20 protein-coding genes and 1 pseudogene are annotated in these 20,440 nt (G+C 39.4%); 18 read left to right on the forward strand and 3 right to left on the reverse strand.

The window, feature by feature from the left end; genetic code table 11:
• The first annotated feature begins 458 nt into the window (after positions 1-458).
• Both ATG70_RS20865 and ATG70_RS20870 read left to right on the forward strand, forming a co-directional pair.
• Positions 459-1,094: a DUF421 domain-containing protein gene (locus ATG70_RS20865; RefSeq protein WP_098446365.1), complete on the forward strand. Its 636-nt coding sequence runs from the start codon at positions 459-461 to the stop codon at positions 1,092-1,094.
• Positions 1,095-1,195: 101 nt separating this feature from the next.
• Complete coding sequence (locus ATG70_RS20870) at positions 1,196-1,897, forward strand: DsbA family oxidoreductase (RefSeq protein ID WP_098446366.1); 702 nt, start codon at positions 1,196-1,198, stop codon at positions 1,895-1,897.
• Positions 1,898-1,937: 40 nt separating this feature from the next.
• Here the strand turns inward: ATG70_RS20870 and yvfG are convergent, their stop codons facing one another.
• Together yvfG and ATG70_RS20880 are read right to left on the reverse strand one after the other, a co-directional pair.
• The gene (gene yvfG, locus ATG70_RS20875) at positions 1,938-2,159 is read right to left on the reverse strand and encodes a protein YvfG (protein ID WP_098446367.1); all 222 of its coding nucleotides are present in this window, start codon (positions 2,157-2,159) and stop codon (positions 1,938-1,940) included.
• Between the two features lie 274 nt (positions 2,160-2,433).
• Positions 2,434-3,102: a B3/B4 domain-containing protein gene (locus ATG70_RS20880; protein ID WP_098446369.1), complete on the reverse strand. Its 669-nt coding sequence runs from the start codon at positions 3,100-3,102 to the stop codon at positions 2,434-2,436.
• An 82-nt stretch (positions 3,103-3,184) separates the two neighbouring features.
• Here ATG70_RS20880 and ATG70_RS20885 point away from each other — a divergent pair, with 82 nt between their 5' ends.
• The 15 genes and pseudogenes from ATG70_RS20885 to ATG70_RS20950 all read left to right on the forward strand — a co-directional run bounded on the left by ATG70_RS20885 (position 3,185) and on the right by ATG70_RS20950 (position 19,603).
• Positions 3,185-4,879: an ABC-ATPase domain-containing protein gene (locus ATG70_RS20885; protein WP_098446370.1), complete on the forward strand. Its 1,695-nt coding sequence runs from the start codon at positions 3,185-3,187 to the stop codon at positions 4,877-4,879.
• A 31-nt stretch (positions 4,880-4,910) separates the two neighbouring features.
• A pseudogene (gene queG / locus ATG70_RS20890) lies at positions 4,911-6,048 on the forward strand (tRNA epoxyqueuosine(34) reductase QueG).
• A 66-nt stretch (positions 6,049-6,114) separates the two neighbouring features.
• A complete protein-coding gene (locus ATG70_RS20895) occupies positions 6,115-6,651 on the forward strand; it encodes a methylated-DNA--[protein]-cysteine S-methyltransferase (protein ID WP_098446373.1) in 537 nt (178 codons plus the stop codon).
• 207 nt (positions 6,652-6,858) lie between these two features.
• Positions 6,859-7,485, forward strand: coding sequence for a YczE/YyaS/YitT family protein (locus ATG70_RS20900; RefSeq protein ID WP_257147826.1), 627 nt, complete (start codon positions 6,859-6,861; stop codon positions 7,483-7,485).
• A gap of 55 nt (positions 7,486-7,540) precedes the next feature.
• Positions 7,541-8,428, forward strand: coding sequence for an amidase domain-containing protein (locus tag ATG70_RS20905; protein ID WP_098446374.1), 888 nt, complete (start codon positions 7,541-7,543; stop codon positions 8,426-8,428).
• Between the two features lie 64 nt (positions 8,429-8,492).
• The gene (gene trmL, locus ATG70_RS20910) at positions 8,493-8,966 is read left to right on the forward strand and encodes a tRNA (uridine(34)/cytosine(34)/5-carboxymethylaminomethyluridine(34)-2'-O)-methyltransferase TrmL (protein WP_098446376.1); all 474 of its coding nucleotides are present in this window, start codon (positions 8,493-8,495) and stop codon (positions 8,964-8,966) included.
• A 762-nt stretch (positions 8,967-9,728) separates the two neighbouring features.
• Positions 9,729-10,034 carry an antibiotic biosynthesis monooxygenase family protein gene (locus ATG70_RS20915; protein ID WP_098446377.1) on the forward strand — a complete coding sequence of 102 codons (306 nt, stop codon included), beginning with the start codon at positions 9,729-9,731 and terminating at the stop codon, positions 10,032-10,034.
• A 183-nt stretch (positions 10,035-10,217) separates the two neighbouring features.
• Positions 10,218-12,113 carry a PrkA family serine protein kinase gene (locus ATG70_RS20920; RefSeq protein ID WP_098446379.1) on the forward strand — a complete coding sequence of 632 codons (1,896 nt, stop codon included), beginning with the start codon at positions 10,218-10,220 and terminating at the stop codon, positions 12,111-12,113.
• A 157-nt stretch (positions 12,114-12,270) separates the two neighbouring features.
• Complete coding sequence (gene lepB / locus ATG70_RS20925; RefSeq protein WP_098446380.1) at positions 12,271-12,828, forward strand: signal peptidase I; 558 nt, start codon at positions 12,271-12,273, stop codon at positions 12,826-12,828.
• 59 nt (positions 12,829-12,887) lie between these two features.
• Positions 12,888-13,055, forward strand: coding sequence for a hypothetical protein (locus ATG70_RS22645; protein WP_179886343.1), 168 nt, complete (start codon positions 12,888-12,890; stop codon positions 13,053-13,055).
• Between the two features lie 286 nt (positions 13,056-13,341).
• On the forward strand, positions 13,342-14,511 hold the full coding sequence (yhbH, locus tag ATG70_RS20930; RefSeq protein ID WP_098446382.1) for a sporulation protein YhbH: 1,170 nt from the start codon (positions 13,342-13,344) through the stop codon (positions 14,509-14,511).
• A 124-nt stretch (positions 14,512-14,635) separates the two neighbouring features.
• Positions 14,636-15,505, forward strand: a complete 870-nt coding sequence (locus tag ATG70_RS20935) for a ComEC/Rec2 family competence protein (RefSeq protein ID WP_179886358.1) — start codon at positions 14,636-14,638, stop codon at positions 15,503-15,505.
• A 78-nt stretch (positions 15,506-15,583) separates the two neighbouring features.
• Positions 15,584-16,021, forward strand: coding sequence for a CBS domain-containing protein (locus ATG70_RS20940; protein ID WP_098446385.1), 438 nt, complete (start codon positions 15,584-15,586; stop codon positions 16,019-16,021).
• A gap of 115 nt (positions 16,022-16,136) precedes the next feature.
• Positions 16,137-17,672 (forward strand): bifunctional GNAT family N-acetyltransferase/carbon-nitrogen hydrolase family protein, encoded by a 1,536-nt coding sequence (locus ATG70_RS20945; protein ID WP_098446386.1) that lies wholly within the window; start codon positions 16,137-16,139, stop codon positions 17,670-17,672.
• A gap of 194 nt (positions 17,673-17,866) precedes the next feature.
• Positions 17,867-19,603 (forward strand): phospho-sugar mutase, encoded by a 1,737-nt coding sequence (locus tag ATG70_RS20950; RefSeq protein WP_098446387.1) that lies wholly within the window; start codon positions 17,867-17,869, stop codon positions 19,601-19,603.
• 99 nt (positions 19,604-19,702) lie between these two features.
• Here ATG70_RS20950 and ATG70_RS20955 read toward each other — a convergent pair whose 3' ends face one another.
• On the reverse strand, positions 19,703-19,891 hold the full coding sequence (locus tag ATG70_RS20955; protein WP_098446389.1) for a hypothetical protein: 189 nt from the start codon (positions 19,889-19,891) through the stop codon (positions 19,703-19,705).
• A 157-nt stretch (positions 19,892-20,048) separates the two neighbouring features.
• On the opposite strand from ATG70_RS20955, the gene ATG70_RS20960 reads away from it, so the two are divergent.
• Positions 20,049-20,309, forward strand: a complete 261-nt coding sequence (locus tag ATG70_RS20960) for a metal-sensitive transcriptional regulator (protein ID WP_098446390.1) — start codon at positions 20,049-20,051, stop codon at positions 20,307-20,309.
• The last annotated feature ends 131 nt before the right edge of the window (positions 20,310-20,440 follow it).

A 20,440-nucleotide genomic window follows, 5' to 3' on the forward strand; every position in this document is an offset into this window, starting at 1 on the left:
CCGAAGTTCATAGTATTTCATACGGAAACAAAAATCCTTCTTTCTATTTTTGAAGTAATCGCAACTAGTAAACGTCTAAATTAGGCATTCTTTTTCATTTGAATTTGATTGCAAAAATAATAAAATACCACTATAATGAACAATGTACATTAGTCGTACGAATAGTGATGTAAAGAAAACCACAATTAACGTTCGAATATACGGTAATATCACGGTTTCTCAACCTTTATAGAATTAACGAAACTCAAAGCACGACTCAAAATCGTGTTCCGAGAGGAGTGTCGGTTCGAACCCGACCACCGGTACCATTACATACGTAATTACAAGACTTCAACGTTCTCGTTGAGGTCTTTTTTATATATCTTAACCTTTATCGTCTTATTTGAGTGAAACCAGATTTAACTAACTAGAAAACGGCATACTAAGCGATAGAATTAAATATACCTAGGAGGCTGTTTATGGATTTCGATCTACTATGGAAAGCTGTGTTAATTGTGATCGGGGGAACGTTGCTCTTACGTGTGGCAGGTCGTAAATCGATCTCCCAAATGACGCTTGCCCAAGTAGTCATCATGATTGGGATTGGCTCATTACTTATTCAACCCATTGTAGGTAAAAACGTGTTTACGACACTTTTAGTAGGCCTGGCACTTGTTTTAACTCTCGTTATTGTTGAATATAGTCAGCTGAAATTTGATTTGCTAGAACGGTTTATTACTGGGCGCTCAAAAATTCTAATTAAAAATGGCGTTCTACAAGAAAATAATTTAAAAAAATTACGCTTTACAGTTGATCAGCTTGAAATGAAACTAAGACAATTACAAATTCACTCTATCTCGGATGTAGCTGATGCCACGTTAGAGCCAAATGGCCAGCTTGGATTTCAGCTTAAAGAATCGAAGCAACCTGCGACGAAGGAGGAGGTCGCCAAGATCTACGAAGAGTTAAAGAGCCTTAATCAAGTTATCCATGGTTTATCAAACAGTCCTGTACTAAAGACACCTCCGGCAAATTCTGTTGATAAAAAATCCACTTTATTTGATGAGGTGGGGTCAAATGTTCATAATCCACCAGTACCTAATAAACTTCAATGATTCATAGTGAAGACCTTGTTGAGCAAATTCCTGCTCATTTGAAAATAGAGGTGATAAAATATAAGTACGTAAAAATAATGATAAACTGAAAGAGTGATTTGATGAGAATTGAAGTATGGTCTGACTTTGTATGTCCATTTTGCTATATAGGAAAAAGACGTCTTGAGAGTGCGCTTCAGACTTTCCCACAGCGTGATCAAGTAGAAGTCGTTTTTAAAAGCTTTGAACTTGATCTGAATGCAAAAGAATTTAATGGAGAAAGCATGGCTGAGCTTTTAGCAGCGAAATATAATGTGAGTCTAGAACAAGCTCAAGGTATGTGTGAGAATATGAGACAACAAGCTGTAGGAGAAAACCTTACGTATGATTTCGATCAAATGATTCCAACGAATTCATTTGATGCCCATCGTCTAGTTCACTATGCAACAGAGCATGGTAAAAGTAATGAGATGTCAGAACGTCTTTTTTATGCCTTCTTTACTGAATCCAAAAATATCGGTGATCATGAAACACTTGCGTCACTTGGTGAGGAGCTTGGGTTAGACGCTAAGGATATAAAACGTATGCTAGGAACTGAAGAGTTTACGAAAGAAGTTCGCAGTGATGAAGCAATGGGAAGTCAGCTAGGCATCCAGGGCGTGCCGTTCTTCGTATTTGACGGTAAATATGCCGTGTCAGGTGCTCAGCCTGTCGAAATGTTCGAACAGGCCGTTCAGAAGGCCTGGGGAGAAGGTAATCAGCTTGAGGTCGTTGGTGGTAATGCAGAAGCGTGTTCTGCTGACTCTTGCGATCTTCCTAAATAAAAGCGTAAGAAAGCTCTCTTATTGAAAAGAGAGCTTTTTCTTATGCGTCTGTATTTTCTTGTTTAATCGTTTTGTAAGCTGAATCAAGGTTACGAATACGACGAACAATTTCAGAGTTTTTGTTAAGGTTGTCATAGATCATAGATGAAACGACAGAACGATAGTAGCTATTCATTGCCTCTAATTTTGAGAATACATCTCTGTTTTTTTGTATGTATTGTCGAAAATTTTCTTCGAAAAATGGTGTAGAGAATGGTTCCATATTCGTTCTCCTTTCTATTGGTAGTTCCGATTATAGATGGAGATTTAGTAGGCGTCAAACCTGATACTGTGCGTAAAGGTGTCCTAAAAATAAAATGAAAGAATTGTTTTGTTAAGAAATTATGAAAAATGTGTTGTTTCTTACATACGTTCTATGGTATTCTATCTACATCAGCGAGGATTGTAGAAATTCCTCGAATTTTCACCATTGACCCAACGCAGTGTTTCGTTAATATTAACGAAGCGTTGCGTTTTTTTATGTCTAAAATATTCCTTTAAATGGAAATTTCGTTTTCAACATGACCACCATGAATCTGATGAAACATTTCAGCAGAAGCGTTTACTAGTTTTTTACATTCTGATAAGGGTAGTGACGGTTGGAGATAAAAGAGCTGAATCGCGTTTGTTGAATTTTCCGTTACGGCCGTTCTTTTAGAATCGACAATCGGACTTCCGAACGCACCTTTTTGGTCGAACGAATGGATTTTGTTATTAAAAGAGACCTCACGACCATTTAAACCTTCATAGAAGGTATCATTATCTCCAATATCGATCGTAATATCTCCTTCGATTTGATCAAGATCATAGATTCCAATTGGAATTTTGTATTGAAGCGATAGTAAGTTGTTGATGTCGGCAGCAGAGTGAACGAGAGGTATCGCACTTCCTTTTTTTAATCGTCGTAAGAGAGATTCAGAAGAGGGACGATATCGAGCAGGATCCGTGCCGAATTTTTTGAAAATGGATCGCCATTCTGAGACGGCGGAAAACGAATTGAGATCGATCTGTTCAAGGTCCATCATCATTGTTTCTTGATAAAATTGAAAGCGACCGCGTACCATTTGCGGTGACTTTTCAACCACGATATTATGATAAATAGCATAACCAATTTTAAAATCAGGATAAAGCTCTTTAATAGATGGAGCGAGAGTAATATTGGTCATCACACTTTCCTCCTAGTTCATATTTTTCGTTCATTTTACCATATACCAAATTTTGAAGCTTAAAAGGAGGTTTGCCTCATATATGAAGGAACTAAAAAAACAGCTAGAACGCATTGATGGAAAAGGGTATAAGGCATACAAGGACATTAAAGGACGCTATAACTTTAATGATTTTACCCTTGCGATTGATTATGTTCAGGGAGACCCGTTTGCAAGCCCTTCTCGGATAAGAATCATCGTTCCTCGTACGAAAACAATTATAGAACGTGAATGGTTTGAATCGTCTGTGAGGAGAGTCCGAACGGAAGATTGGATTGCGCGAGAAGTAGGAGGGGCCATTAAAAAGACGGAGAAGCATGCAAAAGGCACCGGGAAAAGTGGATTGCTCTTTATCGATCAACCTAGTCAAAAGGTCATTGAGCGAGCCGCAGTGAACCTCACAGAGGAAGTTATTACAATTTGTCTATCAATTGGATTACCTGCTCAAGGTAGGAAAGTTCTTGGGAGACAGGCGCTTGACTTGCTTTTGCATCGTATTCCAGACGTTATGAAAAAATCTGTCTTTGCACTAAATAAAGATCTCATTGTTAAGGCGCTTTTTCTAGCAGATCAACAGGAGGCGATTCGTGACTACCTCACTGAAAACGGATATGTTAGCTTTGTAGCAAATGGAGCTATTTTGCCACGTGAGAGTGGGGTTAGCGATCGTCCTATGCAGCAAAAGGCTGTTCAATTTGAATCGCCTGAAAGTATGGAAGTATCTCTTAAGATTCCACATCGGTCAGAATCTTTAGCAGGGATGGCTGTAAAAGAAGGGATTACTTTAATTGTTGGTGGTGGTTACCATGGAAAAAGTACGCTCTTGCATGCTATGGAGCATGGCGTCTATGATCATATTTCAGGAGATGGAAGAGAGTATGTGCTCACAAATCACCACGCAATGAAGATTCGTTCTGAAGATGGACGTCAGGTAACTGGAGTTGATATATCGCCATTTATCAACAATCTTCCATATGGCAAGGATACACGGTCTTTCACATCTGAAAATGCTAGTGGAAGTACGTCACAAGCTGCGAATATTATAGAAGCACTAGAAGCTGGTGCAGATACGCTTCTAATTGACGAAGATACGAGTGCGACAAACTTTATGATTCGAGATTATCGGATGCAGCAGTTAGTTGCAAAGGAAAAAGAACCCATTACCCCATTTATTGATCGTGTAAAGCAATTGAGTACAGAACGACACATATCAACCGTACTTGTTATGGGTGGATCTGGGGATTACTTTGAGGTAGCTGATCAGGTCATTCTAATGGAAAATTATCGTCCATACGATGTAACCAAAAAAGCTAAAGAAATTGCGCAAGAATCGGCCCGCCAAAAAGAAGGTGGAGAAACGTTTGGTGATGCAAGAAAGAGAGTACCTGAACGGAGTAGTTTGAACAGTCAAAAGGGAAAGAAATCGAAAGTGACTGCTCGAGGACTGCACCAAATTCAATATGGTCATACGGAAGTTTCCTTTCTTCAAGTAGAGCAACTTGTTGATTCCAGCCAAACAAGATTTGCTGCTGATGTTCTTCATTTCCTAGAAAGAAATCATATGTTAGGAAATAAGTCGATTCCTGAGCTATTGGACTTCATTGAAGAAAGAATAAATAGTGAGGGGCTAGGTTCCTTTTCGTTATTTCAAGATCAGCATCCAGGAGACATTGCTCGAATTAGAAGAACGGAAATGGCGGCGATATTAAATCGGATTCGAACGTTAAAAATAAAATAAACTCACGCCAATAAAGAAAGGAGGGTAATGAATGACAAACGCACAATTAAAAGCTGATATTGTGGCATACAGTAAAACAATTGGGATTGATAAAATAGGCTTCGCTGCTGCAGATCCGTTTAAAACACTGAAACAACGATTGCAGCGTCAGCAAGAGCTTGGGTATCAGTCGGGGTTCGAGGAATCTAATATCGAGAAGAGAACAAAGCCTGAGCTTTTGTTGAGCGGTGCAACGACGATTGTTTCGATTGCCATTGCTTATCCTTCGCGAATGAAGGATAGCCCAAGAAGTAAGAAAGGCGAACGAAGAGGACTATTTTGTCGCGCTTCATGGGGTGTTGATTATCATCATGTGCTTAGAGAGAAACTCTCCCTCCTAGATGCATATATTAAATCGAAGGTTCCTGAAGCTAGAACGAGTTCAATGGTCGATACGGGCGAATTATCCGATCGAGCTGTAGCTGAAAGAGCCGGCATTGGTTTTAGCGGTAAAAACACAATGACCATAACAGAAGAATTTGGATCATGGGTCTACCTTGGTGAAATGATTACTGATCTAAATTTGGAACCTGACGAGCCTGTTGAGGAGGGATGTGGAGACTGTAATATTTGTGTAGATGCCTGTCCAACGGGTGCCTTGATTGAAGGTGGTCAGCTTAACGCGAATAAATGCATTGCTTTTCTTACGCAAACAAAGGGTTTTTTACCTGACGAATACAGGTCTAAATTAGGCAATCGTTTGTATGGGTGTGATACGTGTCAGCTTGTTTGTCCTAAAAACAAAGGAAAAGATTTTCATCACCATCCTGAACTCGAACCTGATCCAGAAATGGTAAAACCAAAATTGATCCCACTCTTAACCATGACGAATCGTGAATTTAAAGAGCAATTTGGTAAAGCAGCGGGCTCATGGAGAGGGAAGAAGCCAATCCAGAGAAATGCGATTCTTGCTCTTGCTCATTATAAAGATGAAACAGCAGTTGATACCCTTGTGGAAGTGATGGAAAACGACCCTCGTCCGGTGATCCGCGGAACCTCAGCGTGGGCTCTTGGAAAAATCGGTGGTAAGAAGGCCCTTCATGCCCTTATGAAGGAGCAAATGAGAGAAAAAGATACGGATGTGGCAGATGATCGCTAAGGGCCTGTCAATGCTTCAAAATAAGGCTTAATGCTGATGGTCAAACGATTAGATGCGTTGTAAGATAGTGAAAAATGTACAATAAAGAAGGGATAGAATGGAGAAACAAGTGATTTATTATGGGGAGTTTCAATCACCGATTGGTACATTAACGTTGTTTGCTAGTTCGAAAGGAGTTAGTAGGCTCGATTTTGGTTGCCAGGAGGATGTGCTGCCTGCTGCTGAAACATGGTACAAGAAACATCATGTAAATGCGGACCTTGTTTTCAATTCTGATATGATTGAACCAATTGTCATGCAATTGGAGGAATACTTCAGTGGAAAAAGAAAGGTTTTTGATCTTCAGCTTGATCCAATAGGAACGATTTTTCAACAGAAAGTATGGAAAAACCTCTCGGAAATTCCATATGGGGAAACGCGTTCCTACAGAGATGTTGCCGTCGGTATTTCCGCCCCAAAAGCTGTTCGAGCAATTGGTTCAGCTAATAATCGAAACCCGATTCCCATTATTGTACCTTGTCATAGAGTAATTGGAAGCAATGGTGCTCTCGTTGGATACGGTGGTGGCGTCACGAAGAAAGAATATTTATTATCACTTGAACAACACCATGCCATGCATGCAATGTTGCCATAACAAGATTTGAAGCCTGTTTGCTACGATTTATCCGTGGCAAACAGGCTTTTTTGAATTTTTCGTCTTAGGCATAATGCTACAAAAAGCGTGTGCTTTCTTGTAAAATAGCAAATGCGGTTAAATGACAGATGAAAAATTTAAATAAAAAGTAATGAATGCAACAAGCAAATGATTGTATTCAGAGTCTTCTTAAGAGGAGTGGAAATGATGAACAGCTTTTTGTCGAAAAGCCTTATTTACGTAGCAGGCCTATTTACCCTTGCCTTTGGAGTAGTATTGTTAATCAATGCTGATGTTGGAATTGCTCCCTGGGATGCTCTTTATGTAGCTCTTTCTGATCAAATCGGATTTACAGTAGGATCATGGGTGTTTATTGTTGGAGGTATTTTGATTTTCATTAACAGTCTCATTATGATGAGAAAGCCTAATCTGGCTGGTTTTATCCCGATTATTTTACTAGGACTGTTTGTAGACTTATTGAATTTAAAAATATTAACTTTTATCGACGTAAATGGAATCGTTCCCAGATGGATGTTGTTTCTTGTTGGATTAGTCATTATGGGACTTGGGATAGCTGTGTATTTATTTGCTTCATTGGCATCTATTCCAAATGATGAATTAATGCTTGCCCTTACTGAACGAACCGGATGGAGTATCGGTGTTACAAAGACGATAACGGAAGCTATTGCATTTGTTTTAGCTTTTCTTCTTGGTGGTCCCATTGGTGCAGGTACGTTTGTTGAAGTCCTCCTACTCGGTTTCCTTGTCGGTTGGTTTGATAAACTCCTAAAAAAAATAAATCATTCTTCACCTAAAGCAGCTGTTCATTCTTGATTCCATGTCATGTGTGAGTTTCCCTTATCATAAATTGCGATGAGGGGGGACGCATATGGGGTGGGGAGAAGAGTTGAAATCTTTTTGGAAAGATCAAGCAACTAGTTTAATAAATGGTACGGAATTAGCTAGGTTAGGAATTCGTCCTACAACAGAAGAAGAAGCAGCGGCCCGGTACCTGCAACAATGTGAGGATAGAGGAGCCGCTGTTATTCGAATAAAAAACAAAGGAATCCTTCTTAGCAAGAAAGGTTTTTCAAATGATCAAATGTATGATTACCTTCTCCATCAACAGTTCTTGATCAAGCAAGGAAAGAAACTTTATCAAGAAGAACGAATGGAAAAGAGATTCGCGAAGATGAGTGAAGGTGATCTTGTTTTAGATTGTTCTGTGGAAGTTGAAGGAGAGCCTCCTCAAACAATAGAGAGTGAAGGAGACGATCGCGTTCGTATGAAAGGGTCATACTATGATCGATTATCTGCTCTTAAGTATGCTGAACGCTGGTGGGACGATTATAACCCGGCATATCAATCATTTGATGTTGATTGTACGAACTATATTTCACAATGTCTTCATGCGGGAAAGGCTCTAATGCGTGGTTATCCTGATCGCACAAAAGGATGGTGGATGAAAGGGAGTAATTGGAGTTATTCTTGGACAGTGGCCCATGCTCTTCGCTGGCATTTAAGTGGCTCGAAGACTGGTCTACGCGCACGTGAAGTAGCAAATCCTGATGATTTGATTCCTGGAGATATTATTTGCTATGACTTCGATGGAGATGGTCATTGGCAACATACTACTTTCGTTGTTGATAATGATGAGAAGGGGTATCCTCTCGTAAATGCTCATACGACAAATAGCAGAATGCGCTATTGGGCTTATGAAGATTCTACGGCGTGGACACCTGAAATCAAGTATAAGTTTTTTCATATTGAAGATTAGTGAATTCCATCTCCATTTAAAAACATGCTATAATAGAAATGTTTTGAAGTGGAGGTGAATGAAGATGTCTTTAAATATCGTCCTTTTTCAGCCAGAAATACCGGCGAATACGGGGAATATCGCACGAACATGTGCAGCTACTCATACAAGTTTACATTTAATTCGTCCATTGGGCTTTTCAACTGATGATAAGATGTTGAAACGTGCTGGATTGGATTACTGGCAATATGCTGATGTTCATTATTATGATTCTCTAGATGAGTTTTTTGAAAAAAATCAGGATGGGAAATATTACTATATAACGAAATATGGTACAAATACACATACTGATTTTGATTACTCTGATCAAGATGAGAATACGTATTTTGTTTTTGGAAGAGAAACAAACGGCTTGCCAGATGAATTGATTGAGAATAATAAAGAACGTTGTCTTCGTCTACCGATGACTGATCACGTTCGCGCTCTTAACCTATCTAATACAGCTGCAATTATGGTTTATGAAGCGTTGAGACAGCAAAATTACCCTGGAATGAAATAAAAAAGAACGACTTTTCAGCAAAGAGCTGTAAGTCGTTCTTTTTTTGATAGACGATCGAAGCGTTATTCAGATAAAGAGTTCCACTATCTCCGTTTCTAAACGCTCGTCTGTGCTTTTCGTTAGATCCAGCTGCAGTGGGCAGACACTCGGTCACTTCACCTTTTCATCCGAACACAAAGACCGTGTTCAAATGAAAAGGCTCCAGTGCCTGCCGTGTCTAACCGCCCACTTCCGCTTTTCGTTAGATCCAGCTGCAGCGCCCAGCCTCTCGATCGCTTCACCCCATAAAATGAACACAAAGACCGTGTTCATATTGAAGGGTTCCAGCGCTTGTCGGACCTAACCGGCCACTTCCGCTTTTCTTGTCCAGCTGCAGTGGGCAAATCCTCCGGCTGTTTCGCCCTTTCGATTGAGACAAAAAGCGTCTCATTCGAAAGGGCTCCAACATCCTGCGGATTTAACCGCCCACTTCCGCTTTTCGTTTTACCTACTACCTTTTTTGGTTTTGCTTGGTCGGTCGTTGTAGCCAGCTGTGAAGATTGCTGCTAGGAATGCCAGGATTACTACTAAAATACCCAGGAAACTCATGGTCTCATCCTCCTCAGGTAAAATTGTGTCCAAATCTACCTCTCATTATAAACCATGTGAGGTGAGGTGTGAATGTTTTGAGGGGAATTCTTGGAGATGTGGGTGGTTTGAATTGGAAAAAAATACGGTTATTCGATAGGATAGAGATAGAAAGATAAAGGAGGCTTTTTAATTATGTATGTTGTCATGAATGAATTAAAGGTGCCAGATGAAGCGAAGGACATGATGAAACAACGTTTTGGTAAGAGCGCAGAGAGTATGAAGAATGTAGAAGGTTGTTTAGAATTTATGTTTCTGGAACAATCTGCTGAGAATGGAAAGTTAATTGTGTTTACGAAGTGGGAAAATGAAGAGGCTTATCAGAACTGGGTACATTCCGATTCCTTCAAGAATGCTCATAAAGAAAAACGTGAATCGAAAGAGAAATCACCCGCAACTGGTAATGAACTTAGTGAGTTTACTGTTGTCTATCATACGTAAGAGTGAGAGCCGGCCGAGCCGGCTCTTTTTGTTTATTTTATAAAGTTCTTGTGATCCCTCTTTTACGTGAACTTATTTAGCCCTTATCCGTGTCTTTACGTTCAAAAAGAAAGCCGAATGTTATAGGACATCCCCGCATAACATGTATTAAATCCGATGAATCAAACTTGGAGGGGGCTCGTAATGGATATCTTACGTAAAATCCAGCAGCATCGAGAAGATGAAAGGCGGCTGAAGTGGGAAGGAACCTTCAGCGAGTATTTAGACATTATCCGGGAACGACCTGAAGTAGCGCAGTCAGCTCATTCACGTGTTTATAATATGATAAAAGATGCCGGGATCGATGAAGTTGACGGGAAGCGTAGTTATTCTTTTTTCTCAGAAGAACTGTACGGTCTCGAGGAAGCTATCGAACGTCTTGTAGAAGAATATTTTCATCCAGCTGCCAAAAGGTTAGATGTTCGGAAACGAATTCTCTTATTGATGGGGCCAGTTAGTGGTGGTAAATCGACGCTAGTTACTGTATTGAAAAGAGGTTTAGAAAAATATTCACATGAAGATTCAGGTGCCGTATATGCAATTAAAGGGTGTCCAATGCATGAAGATCCACTTCATTTGATTCCACATCATTTAAGAGATGAGTTCCATGAGGAATATGGAATACGAATTGAAGGAAGCCTCTCTCCGCTTAACGTTATGCGTCTTGAGGAGGAGTATGGTGGCCGTATTGAAGATGTCGTGATTGAACGTATTTTCTTTAACGAAGATAAGCGGACAGGTATTGGTACATTTAGTCCATCAGATCCAAAGTCGCAAGATATAGCAGACTTAACAGGGAGTATTGACTTTTCAACAATTGCTGAGTTTGGATCGGAGTCTGACCCAAGAGCATATCGATTTGATGGCGAGTTAAATAAAGCAAATCGCGGTATGATGGAGTTCCAGGAAATGTTGAAATGTGATGAGAAGTTTCTATGGCATTTGCTGTCACTCACACAAGAAGGGAATTTCAAGGCCGGGCGCTTTGCTTTAATTTCGGCGGATGAATTAGTTGTGGCCCATACGAATGAAGCGGAGTACCGTTCATTTATATCGAACAAAAAGAATGAAGCTCTTCACTCTCGTATTATTGTTATGCCGGTTCCATATAACTTGAAAGTTAGTCAGGAAGAACGTATTTATGAGAAAATGATTCGTGAAAGCGATGTGGCAGATGTTCATATTGCCCCGCATGCTCTTAGAGTGGCTGCCATTTTCTCCATCTTGACGAGGTTAAAAGATACGAATCGTCAGGGAGTAGATCTTGTTAAGAAGATGCGACTCTATGATGGAGAAATCGTGGAAGGGTTTAATCAGGTAGATGTGGATGAGCTTCATAAAGAGCATTCAGATGAAGGGATGAGCGGAATTGATCCACGGTATGTCATTAACCGGATTTCTTCCACCATTATAAGAAAAGAAGTACCGTCCATTAATGCACTAGATGTATTACGTTCATTGAAGGATGGACTAGATCAACATGCTTCTATTTCGAAAGAAGACAAAGAGCGCTATATGAATTTCATCTCGATCGCACGTAAAGAATATGATGAAATTGCGAAGAAGGAAGTACAGAAAGCTTTTGTATACTCCTATGAAGAAAGTGCGAAAACGTTAATGGATAACTATCTTGATAACGTAGAAGCATACTGTAATAAAAATAAATTGCGTGATCCACTGACTGGTGAAGAAATGAGTCCAGATGACAAACTCATGCGTTCGATTGAGGAGCAAATCGGAATTTCTGAAAATGCGAAGAAAGCATTCCGTGAAGAGATCTTGATTCGAATCTCTGCTTACGCAAGGAAAGGTAAGAAATTTGATTACAATTCTCATGAGCGTTTAAGAGAAGCGATTCAGAAGAAATTGTTTGCAGACTTAAAAGATGTCGTAAAAATTACAACTTCATCTAAAACACCAAATGAGAACCAACTCAAAAAAATCAATGAGGTTATTGCTTGTCTTATTGATGAACATGGCTACAATTCGATTTCAGCCAACGAACTGCTCCGTTATGTTGGAAGTCTCCTAAACCGATAATTTTCAAAAAGCATACCTCAAAAGGGGGTATGCTTTTTGGAATGTATGAATGTGCCAAAACATTCTTTATGTAATCGCTTACCAAGGCGGGTGCGCTTGTGCCAGCTAATTAGGAGTGATAGATTAGACGTAAAGACGTATTGAAAAGAGGTTTGAGATGGAGAAGGAACGCAATCCGCTTTGGGAGTGGATAAAGGCTTTTTCAATAGCTGTCGTCCTGGCGATTGTTATTCGTGAATTTCTCATCACGAATTATGTGGTACACGGCGAATCGATGATGCCAACGATTCAAGACGGGAATCGTTTAATAATTAATAAAATTGGCTACGAAGTATCTGAGCCTGATCGGTTTGATCTTGTCGTATTTCATGCGAACGAACAAGAAGATTATATTAAGAGAGTGATTGGTCTCCCGGGGGATACAATCGAATACAAAAATGATCATCTGTATGTAAACGGCGAGAAGATGAGTGAACCTTATCTTGAACGGTACAAGGATGAGATATTTAACGGTAATTTAACGGAAAACTTCAATCTTGAAGATAAAACAGGCAAAATGAAGGTTCCAGAGAACTCTTTATTTTTAATGGGTGATAATCGGAGACATAGTTATGATAGTCGGCATATTGGTTTTGTACCAATGGATCAAGTAGTTGGAGAAGTAAACCTTCGTTATTGGCCACTTGAAAAATTCGACTTCACGTTCGAAAAATGAAGTGCAAATAGGTTAATAATGATGAGATCTGGGTACGTAGATTAATGAGGTGATGCATGATGGCAGACCGAAAAGATAAACCGGACAATAGCTCAATGGCAATGGATGAAAAGGAAATGCAGGCGCTTGGTAAAGAGATGGAAGAACTAGAGACAAATGATGAACTTAAGAAAAAGGGTCGTCGTCCAGACCCAGTTCAACATGAAGAGAAAGCCGATGAAAAATAACTCCCAACCGGGGGTTATTTTTTTGGGGAATAATCGTAGGAATAGCAAAAGAGGGAAGGAAGGGTCAATATTTTGTCCAAATCCAATAAGAAGTTTGATAAAACGTTAATTTGTCAGAATTAATTGTCAATTATCGCTTGTATTTGCATAGGATAAAGTATACTATTCAACGCAGCCAGGGATGTCCATATAAGGATGCTGCTTTTGAACAATCATCATGAGCGATCATCGATCATTGAATAAATTTCCGATAGAAATTTTATTTTTTTAAGGAGGGGAATAAGGCATGAAAGACAAGAATTCCAACAATTTCGTCGTCTCTCAGGAGAATTGGTCCCTCCACCGAAAAGGCTATCAGGATCAACAACGCCATGCCGAAAAAGTTCAGGATGCTATCCAAAACAATCTCCCGGATCTCATCAGTGAAGAGAACATTATTCTTTCCAACGGTCGAGATGTCATTAAAATACCAATTCGATCACTTGATGAATATAAAATTCGTTACAACTATGATAAATCAAAGCACGTTGGGCAGGGCGAAGGCGATAGCCAGGTGGGAGACGTAGTAGCACGTGATGGCTCCGGCGAAAAGCAACCAGGAGCAGGTAAGGGTGAGGGAGCCGGTGATCAACCTGGAGAAGATTACTACGAAGCAGAAGTGTCGCTTGTAGAACTTCAGGATATCCTATTTAAAGAACTTGAATTGCCGAATTTACGTGAAAAAGAAACAGCAGATGTTGTCCAGAAAAAAGTAGAATTTAACGATATTCGAAAAACTGGTCTAATGGGTAATATTGATAAAAAACGTACCATATTAACTGCGTATAAGCGAAATGCCATTAGCGGTAAACCAGCAATTACACCGATCTATCAAGATGACCTTCGTTTTAAAACATGGAATGAAGAAATTAAGCGTGAGTCAAAAGCGGTTGTTTTGGCGATGATGGATACAAGTGGCTCGATGGGAAAATGGGAAAAGTATATGGCTAGAAGCTTTTTCTTCTGGATGTCTCGTTTTCTTAGGTCAAAATACGAAACAGTGGAGATCGAGTTTATCGCTCATCATACAGAAGCAAAAGTCGTCACAGAAGACGATTTTTTTTCAAAAGGAGAAAGCGGTGGAACGATTTGTTCATCCGCTTATCGAAAAGCACTTGAATTAATTGATGAAAAGTATTCTCCATCTCGTTATAACATCTATCCATTCCACTTCTCAGATGGCGATAATTTAACGTCTGATAACACAAGATGCGTTAAACTGGTGAATCAAATCATGAAGGTATCCAATATGTTCGGATATGGAGAAGTAAATGCTTATAACAGACACTCTACACTAATGAGCGCTTATAAGAATATCCATGACCCGAAATTTAGGCATTATATTTTAAAAGAGAAAAAAGATGTTTACCATGCCATGAAAAGTTTCTTTCGAAAAGAAGAAGAAGTTCGTTCATAAAACTTCCCTGAAATGGGGAGTTTTTTCTTTTGGTATGCAAAGTAACGGATTACCAGCAACATTATGCTTTTAGTTAAGAAAGGAAAGAGCATACTAATGGGAAGAAAAAATAGGAGGGACGATGATGAAGTTTTTAATCGCTCTTTTTTTCTCCCATCTTATCCTATTACAAATGCCGTATCTCGTGACTGCAGAAACAAATTTGGTTGAGGTTCACTTTCTGGATGTTGGACAGGCTGATAGTATTTTCATTACATTTGGAGAAGAAACAATGTTAGTGGACGCAGGCGATAATGGTGATGGGGGAATGGTAACCAATTATTTAAAAGAGCTAGGAGTTAAGCAATTGGATTATCTCGTAGCTACTCACCCTCACCACGATCATATCGGTGGCATGGATGAGGTGATAAAAGGTTTTGAAGTGGAACGGGTGCTGATGCCAGATGTATCTTATCCAACTACTCATTATAAATCTTTACTCAAGGAATTGAAGAAAAAAGACATTCCTGTTACGACGGCGCACGAAGGCGTGAAGATAAAACTTGGGCGTCGTGTTAGTGTACAGGTGATTTCACCTTCTGAAAATGCTGAGTACGAGGATTTTAACGACTATAGTGCAGTTCTGCGTCTTAAACATGGGGATAATCGTTTTTTATTTATGGGGGATGCCGGTGTAGAAGTGGAAAAGCAAATGCTCGATGGATTGAAAAAGAAGCATCTAGTATCTGAAGTGTTGAAAGTGGGCCATCACGGAGCAAACTCTGCGACTACAGAAGCGTTTATAAAAGCTGTGAGTCCTGAAACTGCTGTGATTTCAGTCGGAAAAGATAACCGGTATCATTTTCCTGATAGTGATGTGCTTCAAAGGTTGCGTGGGAATGATATTTCCATTCTTAGAACGGATCAAATCGGAACAATTATTGCAACAAGTGACGGAAAGAATATTAGCTTCCATACCGAAAATAATCTTATCTCACATAAAAAGGAAAAATAATATATTTGAATTGAGCCTACACTATAACGGTGGAAGGCAATGCCTTTCCAAACTCAATGATCATACAACCTGGGAGGAATGCTTGTGCAAAACAATCTGCAAAATCTCATGTCTAAGAACATTGTGTCTGTAACGCCAGAGCAGTCCATTCAAGAAGCAGCCGCGTTAATGAACCAACACAACATTGGCTCATTACCAGTAATGAAGAACGGTCAGCTTTATGGAATGGTCACGGATCGTGATATTACAACTCGTGCCACTGCGACTGGAGGAAATGCTAACTGTCAGGTGAGTCAATGTATGTCTGATAACATTGTTTCAGCCACTTCTAACATGAGTGCAGAAGAAGCTGCGGCTTTGATGGCTCAGAATCAAATCCGTCGCTTGCCTGTTGTAGAAAACAATCAGGTTGTTGGAATGGTGTCACTTGGAGATTTTGCAACCAAAACACCTGATCAGCAAGAAGCGGGTACAGCGCTATCAAGCATTTCTCAGAATGGTGCTCCAAAGGCGTAAAGCCAGGGAGACTGACGACGTCAGTCTCCTCTCTTTTTACATATGATAAAATTAAGGTACAAACAGCCATAAAAAGGGTACATAGTAAAATAGATCTAAAGTGGAGGGAAAGCAGATGTCAGAATTAGACGTATCGAAATTCGAAAAAAAGATTGAGATCAGGCAAATTCATCACGAGGATATCGAAGAAATCCTAGCGTTACAAAAAAAGTGTTTTCCTGGAATGGATCCCTGGAAAAGAGAACACCTGGAAAGTCACCTTGATATCTTTCCGGAAGGTCAGTTTTGTGTAGAGCTTGAGGGAGAAATTATTGGTTCCTGTTCAAGTCTGATGGTTAACTTTGATGAGTACGATGATCAGCATACATGGGACGATATTACAGATGAAGGTTATATTACAAACCATAATCCAGATGGCTATAACCTATATGGAATTGAAGTAATGGTTCATCCTGAATATAGAAGAATGAAGATCGGCAAGCGCTTATACGATGCACGTAAAGATCTTGCACGTGAATTAAATGTTAAGAGTATCATAATCGGTGGACGAATTCCGAATTATCATAAACATGCAGATGAAATGAAGGCATCTGAATATGTGGAGGAAGTGAAATTCCAAAATATTTATGATCCGGTGTTAACGTTCCAGTTAATGAATGGTTTTAACGTGATGAGAATCAATCCAAACTACTTACCAGACGATAAAGCGTCAAAGCAGTTCGCTACGTTAATGGAATGGAATAACGTTGAATATAAGGCAGTGACAAGAAGACACTTTAGGTCCTCTTTCCCTGTAAGGATTTGTGCCATTCAATATGCCATGAAGAAGATATCTTCCTTTGAGGAATTTGCAAACCAGGTAGAATATTATGTAGATGTGGCAGCTGATTTTGGCTCTGATTTTGCAGTCTTCCCAGAGATCTTTACAACACAACTTATGTCGTTTATGGATGAGAAAATTCCAAGTAAAGCCGTGCGTAAATTAACAGAGTATACAGAGCCTTACATTGAACTTTTCACTGAATTAGCAGTTAAGTACAATGTGAACATTATTGGTGGCTCTCACTTTGTATTAGAGGATGAAAAAATCTACAATATAGCCTATTTGTTTAGAAGAGACGGAACGATTGAAAAACAGTACAAAATCCATGTTACACCGAATGAGCGTCGCTGGTGGGGCATCCACGGTTCTGATGGGATCGAAGTTTTCGATACAGACTGTGGCAAAATCGCAATTCAAATTTGTTATGATATTGAATTTCCAGAGCTCGGTCGGATTGCAACGGATAAAGGGGCAAATATACTGTTTACACCTTTTTGTACCGATGATCGTCAAGGATATTTACGCGTCCGATACTGCGCGCAGGCTAGAGCGGTTGAAAATCAAATTTATACAGTGATTGCTGGTACAATTGGCAACCTTTCTCAAGTAGAGAATATGGATGTTCAGTATGCGCAATCCGGCATTTTTACGCCATCTGACTTTGCATTTTCAAGAGACGGCATTGCGGGAGAGTGTCACCCGAATATTGAAACTGTCGTTGTAGGGGATGTCGATCTTGAAATTCTAAGAAGGCAGCGTCAGTCTGGAACGGTTCGTCAATTACGAGATCGTCGAAAAGACTTATATGAAATTCATTATAAAAAGTAAGCCTCAACGGCTTGCTTTTTTTGTCGGTTTTTAGGAAATGGTGTCTTTTTCCTAAATAGCATTGGCTGATCAAACAATTCGTATTATGATTAAGTAAGAATAGGAGAAAATCTGACCAAAAGGAAGGACTTCAGTCGGTTTTCTAGAAATGATACAAACGTGATAAAGAAGCTATACATAACGGGAGGAAAAAAATGGACTGGAAAAACGCGTACAAGAGATGGACATCAGCAACTTCACTTGATGAGGAATTAAAAAAGGATCTAGAAGCTCTTAGTGGACAGGGTAAAGCACTTGAAGATGCTTTTTACAAAAACCTTGAGTTTGGAACAGGTGGGATGCGCGGAGAAATCGGTCCTGGTACTAATCGTATGAACCTATATACGATACGTAAGGCGTCTGAAGGCCTAGCGCAATACATAGATGCAAACGGGGAGGAATATCAAAAACGAGGAGTAGCCATTGCATACGATTCACGTCACAAGTCACCTGAGTTCGCCATGGAAGCCGCTAAGACGTTAGCGACACATGGGATTCAAACATATGTCTTTGAAGAGCTACGCCCTACACCAGAGCTTTCTTTTGCTGTTCGAATGTTAAATGCCTGTGCTGGAATCGTTATCACAGCCAGTCATAATCCGCCAGAGTATAATGGGTACAAAGTATATGGCGAAGATGGAGGACAACTTCCTCCTAAAGCTGCTTCAGAAGTGATTTCATATGTAGACGGCATAGAGAATGAGTTAGAGGTGACCGTTTCTTCTGAACAAGAATTAAAAGACAAAGGACTCATTCAAATGATTGGCGCAGAGATTGATCGTCAATACGTTGAGCAATTAAAAACGCTTCGCGTGAACCAATCACTACTTTCTGAAATGGGTGAGCAGTTAAAGATCGTCTTCACTCCTTTACATGGAACAGCTAATATCCCTGTTAGAGAAGGATTAAAAGCTTATGGTTTTAACAATGTGACGGTGGTAAAGGAACAGGAGATGCCAGATCCTAACTTCTCTACTGTTTCTTCTCCAAATCCGGAAGAGCATGCAGCATTTGAACTTGCAATTCAATACGGCGAGCAGCAAGATGCTGACATTCTTTTAGCTACTGACCCTGATGCTGATCGCGTTGGTGTAGCTGTAAAGAACAAAGAAGGTAAATATGTTGTTCTTACTGGGAATCAAACTGGTGCTCTTCTGTTGAATTATATTATTACTCAGAAAAAAGAAAATGGTGAACTTCCACAAAATGGCGCAGTCCTAAAGACAATTGTTACTTCTGAAATCGGTCGTAAGATTGCAGAAGACAATGGCCTGACTTCATATGATACGTTAACTGGATTTAAATTCATTGGCGAGAAAATAAAAGAGTTTGAAACGACTGGGGAGCATACTTTCTTATTCGGATATGAAGAGAGCTATGGTTACCTTGTTGGAGACTTTGTTCGAGACAAAGATGCTGTTCAAGCGTGTCTTGTCGCCGCAGAAGTTGCTGCATTTTACAAATCCAAAGGGATGACACTTTATGAAGGACTTCTCGAGGTATTCGAACAATATGGCTATTATCAAGAAGGGCTGGAATCACTAACACTTAAAGGGAAAGAAGGCGCTGAAAAAATCGTATCTTTACTTGCGAAGTTTCGTGAAGAGCCACCTACTGAAGCAGCTGGATTAACTGTTCAAAGCGTAGAAGACTACGAGATAAGTAAACGAACTTATTTAGGTCAAGATAAGAGTGAACAAATTGATTTGCCTACTTCAAATGTATTAAAGTATAAACTTGAAGATGGATCATGGTTCTGTCTGCGACCTTCAGGAACCGAGCCAAAGGTGAAGTTTTATTTTGGAGTGAATGGCGATAATCTAGAACACAGTCAGGATAAATTGGCTGATCTTAGAAAATCTGTGATGAGTAAGGTGAATGACCGGTTATAATAGGATAGTGATGAAAGAAAACCAGGACAATGTTCGTCCTGGTTTTCTTATTTAACTAAAAACATGAAAAAAAAACCGGTTAGCTAACCGGTTTTTCTACTATTGGTGAAGTTGTTGTTTATTCAATTGATGTTCGTAATCAGCTTTATTCTTACGAATGAGATGAAATACTTTGTCTTTCGTTTCGCTATCTAGTTTTTCGAGAATTTTACCTGCTTTGTATTCGTTCGAGGTAACAATTTTTCGATAAATTTTAGATAACCGTTTATCATCTTCGGATAAATCCAAAAGGCACTGCCTCCTTATAATGATCTAAACCTTTTTCCTATCCTTAAATTACGATTTATTTTACAATATATGAAGAGAAGTAGCAAGAAATTAATATAATTATGACAGAATATTCTTATATATAATAAATTAAATGGACATGAAAGGGAGTCATACCATGGAATATACAAATGAAATGAAAAATCGTTTAAAAAGAGTGGAAGGTCAAATTCGCGGTGTTCTCCGGATGATCGAAGAAGAAAAAGATTGTAAAGACGTTATTACTCAGCTTTCTGCGAGTCGGACGGCAATTGACCGCACAATTGGATTAATTGTTGGTTCTAATCTTGAAGAATGCATTCGAGAACAACTTGATAAGGGTGAGTCCACAGAAGACGTCGTAAAAGAAGCCGTACAACTATTAGTGAAAAGTCGCTAGTTTAATTTTCCCTCAAATATTTTATAGTGTCGGATACAATTCATCTTGTGGTCAATCGAAACGAATGAGAGTGTATATAACTTGCAAGCTGGAGAAATAGTGAATAATAGATCTTCTCATTTCTGTTATTT

Source organism: Bacillus sp. es.036 (assembly GCF_002563635.1).
Taxonomy (GTDB): domain Bacteria; phylum Bacillota; class Bacilli; order Bacillales; family Guptibacillaceae; genus Guptibacillus.

Coding starts and splice junctions, on each gene's coding strand:
- ATG70_RS20950 (WP_098446387.1), top strand. CDS start 17,867: ATGGACTGGAAAAACGCGTACAAGAGATGGACATCAGCAACTTCACTT.
- trmL (WP_098446376.1), top strand. CDS start 8,493: ATGTCTTTAAATATCGTCCTTTTTCAGCCAGAAATACCGGCGAATACG.
- yhbH (WP_098446382.1), top strand. CDS start 13,342: ATGAAAGACAAGAATTCCAACAATTTCGTCGTCTCTCAGGAGAATTGG.
- ATG70_RS20945 (WP_098446386.1), top strand. CDS start 16,137: ATGTCAGAATTAGACGTATCGAAATTCGAAAAAAAGATTGAGATCAGG.
- lepB (WP_098446380.1), top strand. CDS start 12,271: ATGGAGAAGGAACGCAATCCGCTTTGGGAGTGGATAAAGGCTTTTTCA.
- ATG70_RS20935 (WP_179886358.1), top strand. CDS start 14,636: ATGAAGTTTTTAATCGCTCTTTTTTTCTCCCATCTTATCCTATTACAA.
- ATG70_RS20880 (WP_098446369.1), bottom strand. CDS start 3,102: ATGACCAATATTACTCTCGCTCCATCTATTAAAGAGCTTTATCCTGAT.
- ATG70_RS20900 (WP_257147826.1), top strand. CDS start 6,859: ATGAACAGCTTTTTGTCGAAAAGCCTTATTTACGTAGCAGGCCTATTT.
- ATG70_RS20940 (WP_098446385.1), top strand. CDS start 15,584: ATGCTTGTGCAAAACAATCTGCAAAATCTCATGTCTAAGAACATTGTG.
- ATG70_RS20905 (WP_098446374.1), top strand. CDS start 7,541: ATGGGGTGGGGAGAAGAGTTGAAATCTTTTTGGAAAGATCAAGCAACT.
- ATG70_RS20915 (WP_098446377.1), top strand. CDS start 9,729: ATGTATGTTGTCATGAATGAATTAAAGGTGCCAGATGAAGCGAAGGAC.
- ATG70_RS20960 (WP_098446390.1), top strand. CDS start 20,049: ATGGAATATACAAATGAAATGAAAAATCGTTTAAAAAGAGTGGAAGGT.
- ATG70_RS22645 (WP_179886343.1), top strand. CDS start 12,888: ATGGCAGACCGAAAAGATAAACCGGACAATAGCTCAATGGCAATGGAT.
- ATG70_RS20865 (WP_098446365.1), top strand. CDS start 459: ATGGATTTCGATCTACTATGGAAAGCTGTGTTAATTGTGATCGGGGGA.
- ATG70_RS20920 (WP_098446379.1), top strand. CDS start 10,218: ATGGATATCTTACGTAAAATCCAGCAGCATCGAGAAGATGAAAGGCGG.
- yvfG (WP_098446367.1), bottom strand. CDS start 2,159: ATGGAACCATTCTCTACACCATTTTTCGAAGAAAATTTTCGACAATAC.
- ATG70_RS20895 (WP_098446373.1), top strand. CDS start 6,115: ATGGAGAAACAAGTGATTTATTATGGGGAGTTTCAATCACCGATTGGT.
- ATG70_RS20885 (WP_098446370.1), top strand. CDS start 3,185: ATGAAGGAACTAAAAAAACAGCTAGAACGCATTGATGGAAAAGGGTAT.
- ATG70_RS20870 (WP_098446366.1), top strand. CDS start 1,196: ATGAGAATTGAAGTATGGTCTGACTTTGTATGTCCATTTTGCTATATA.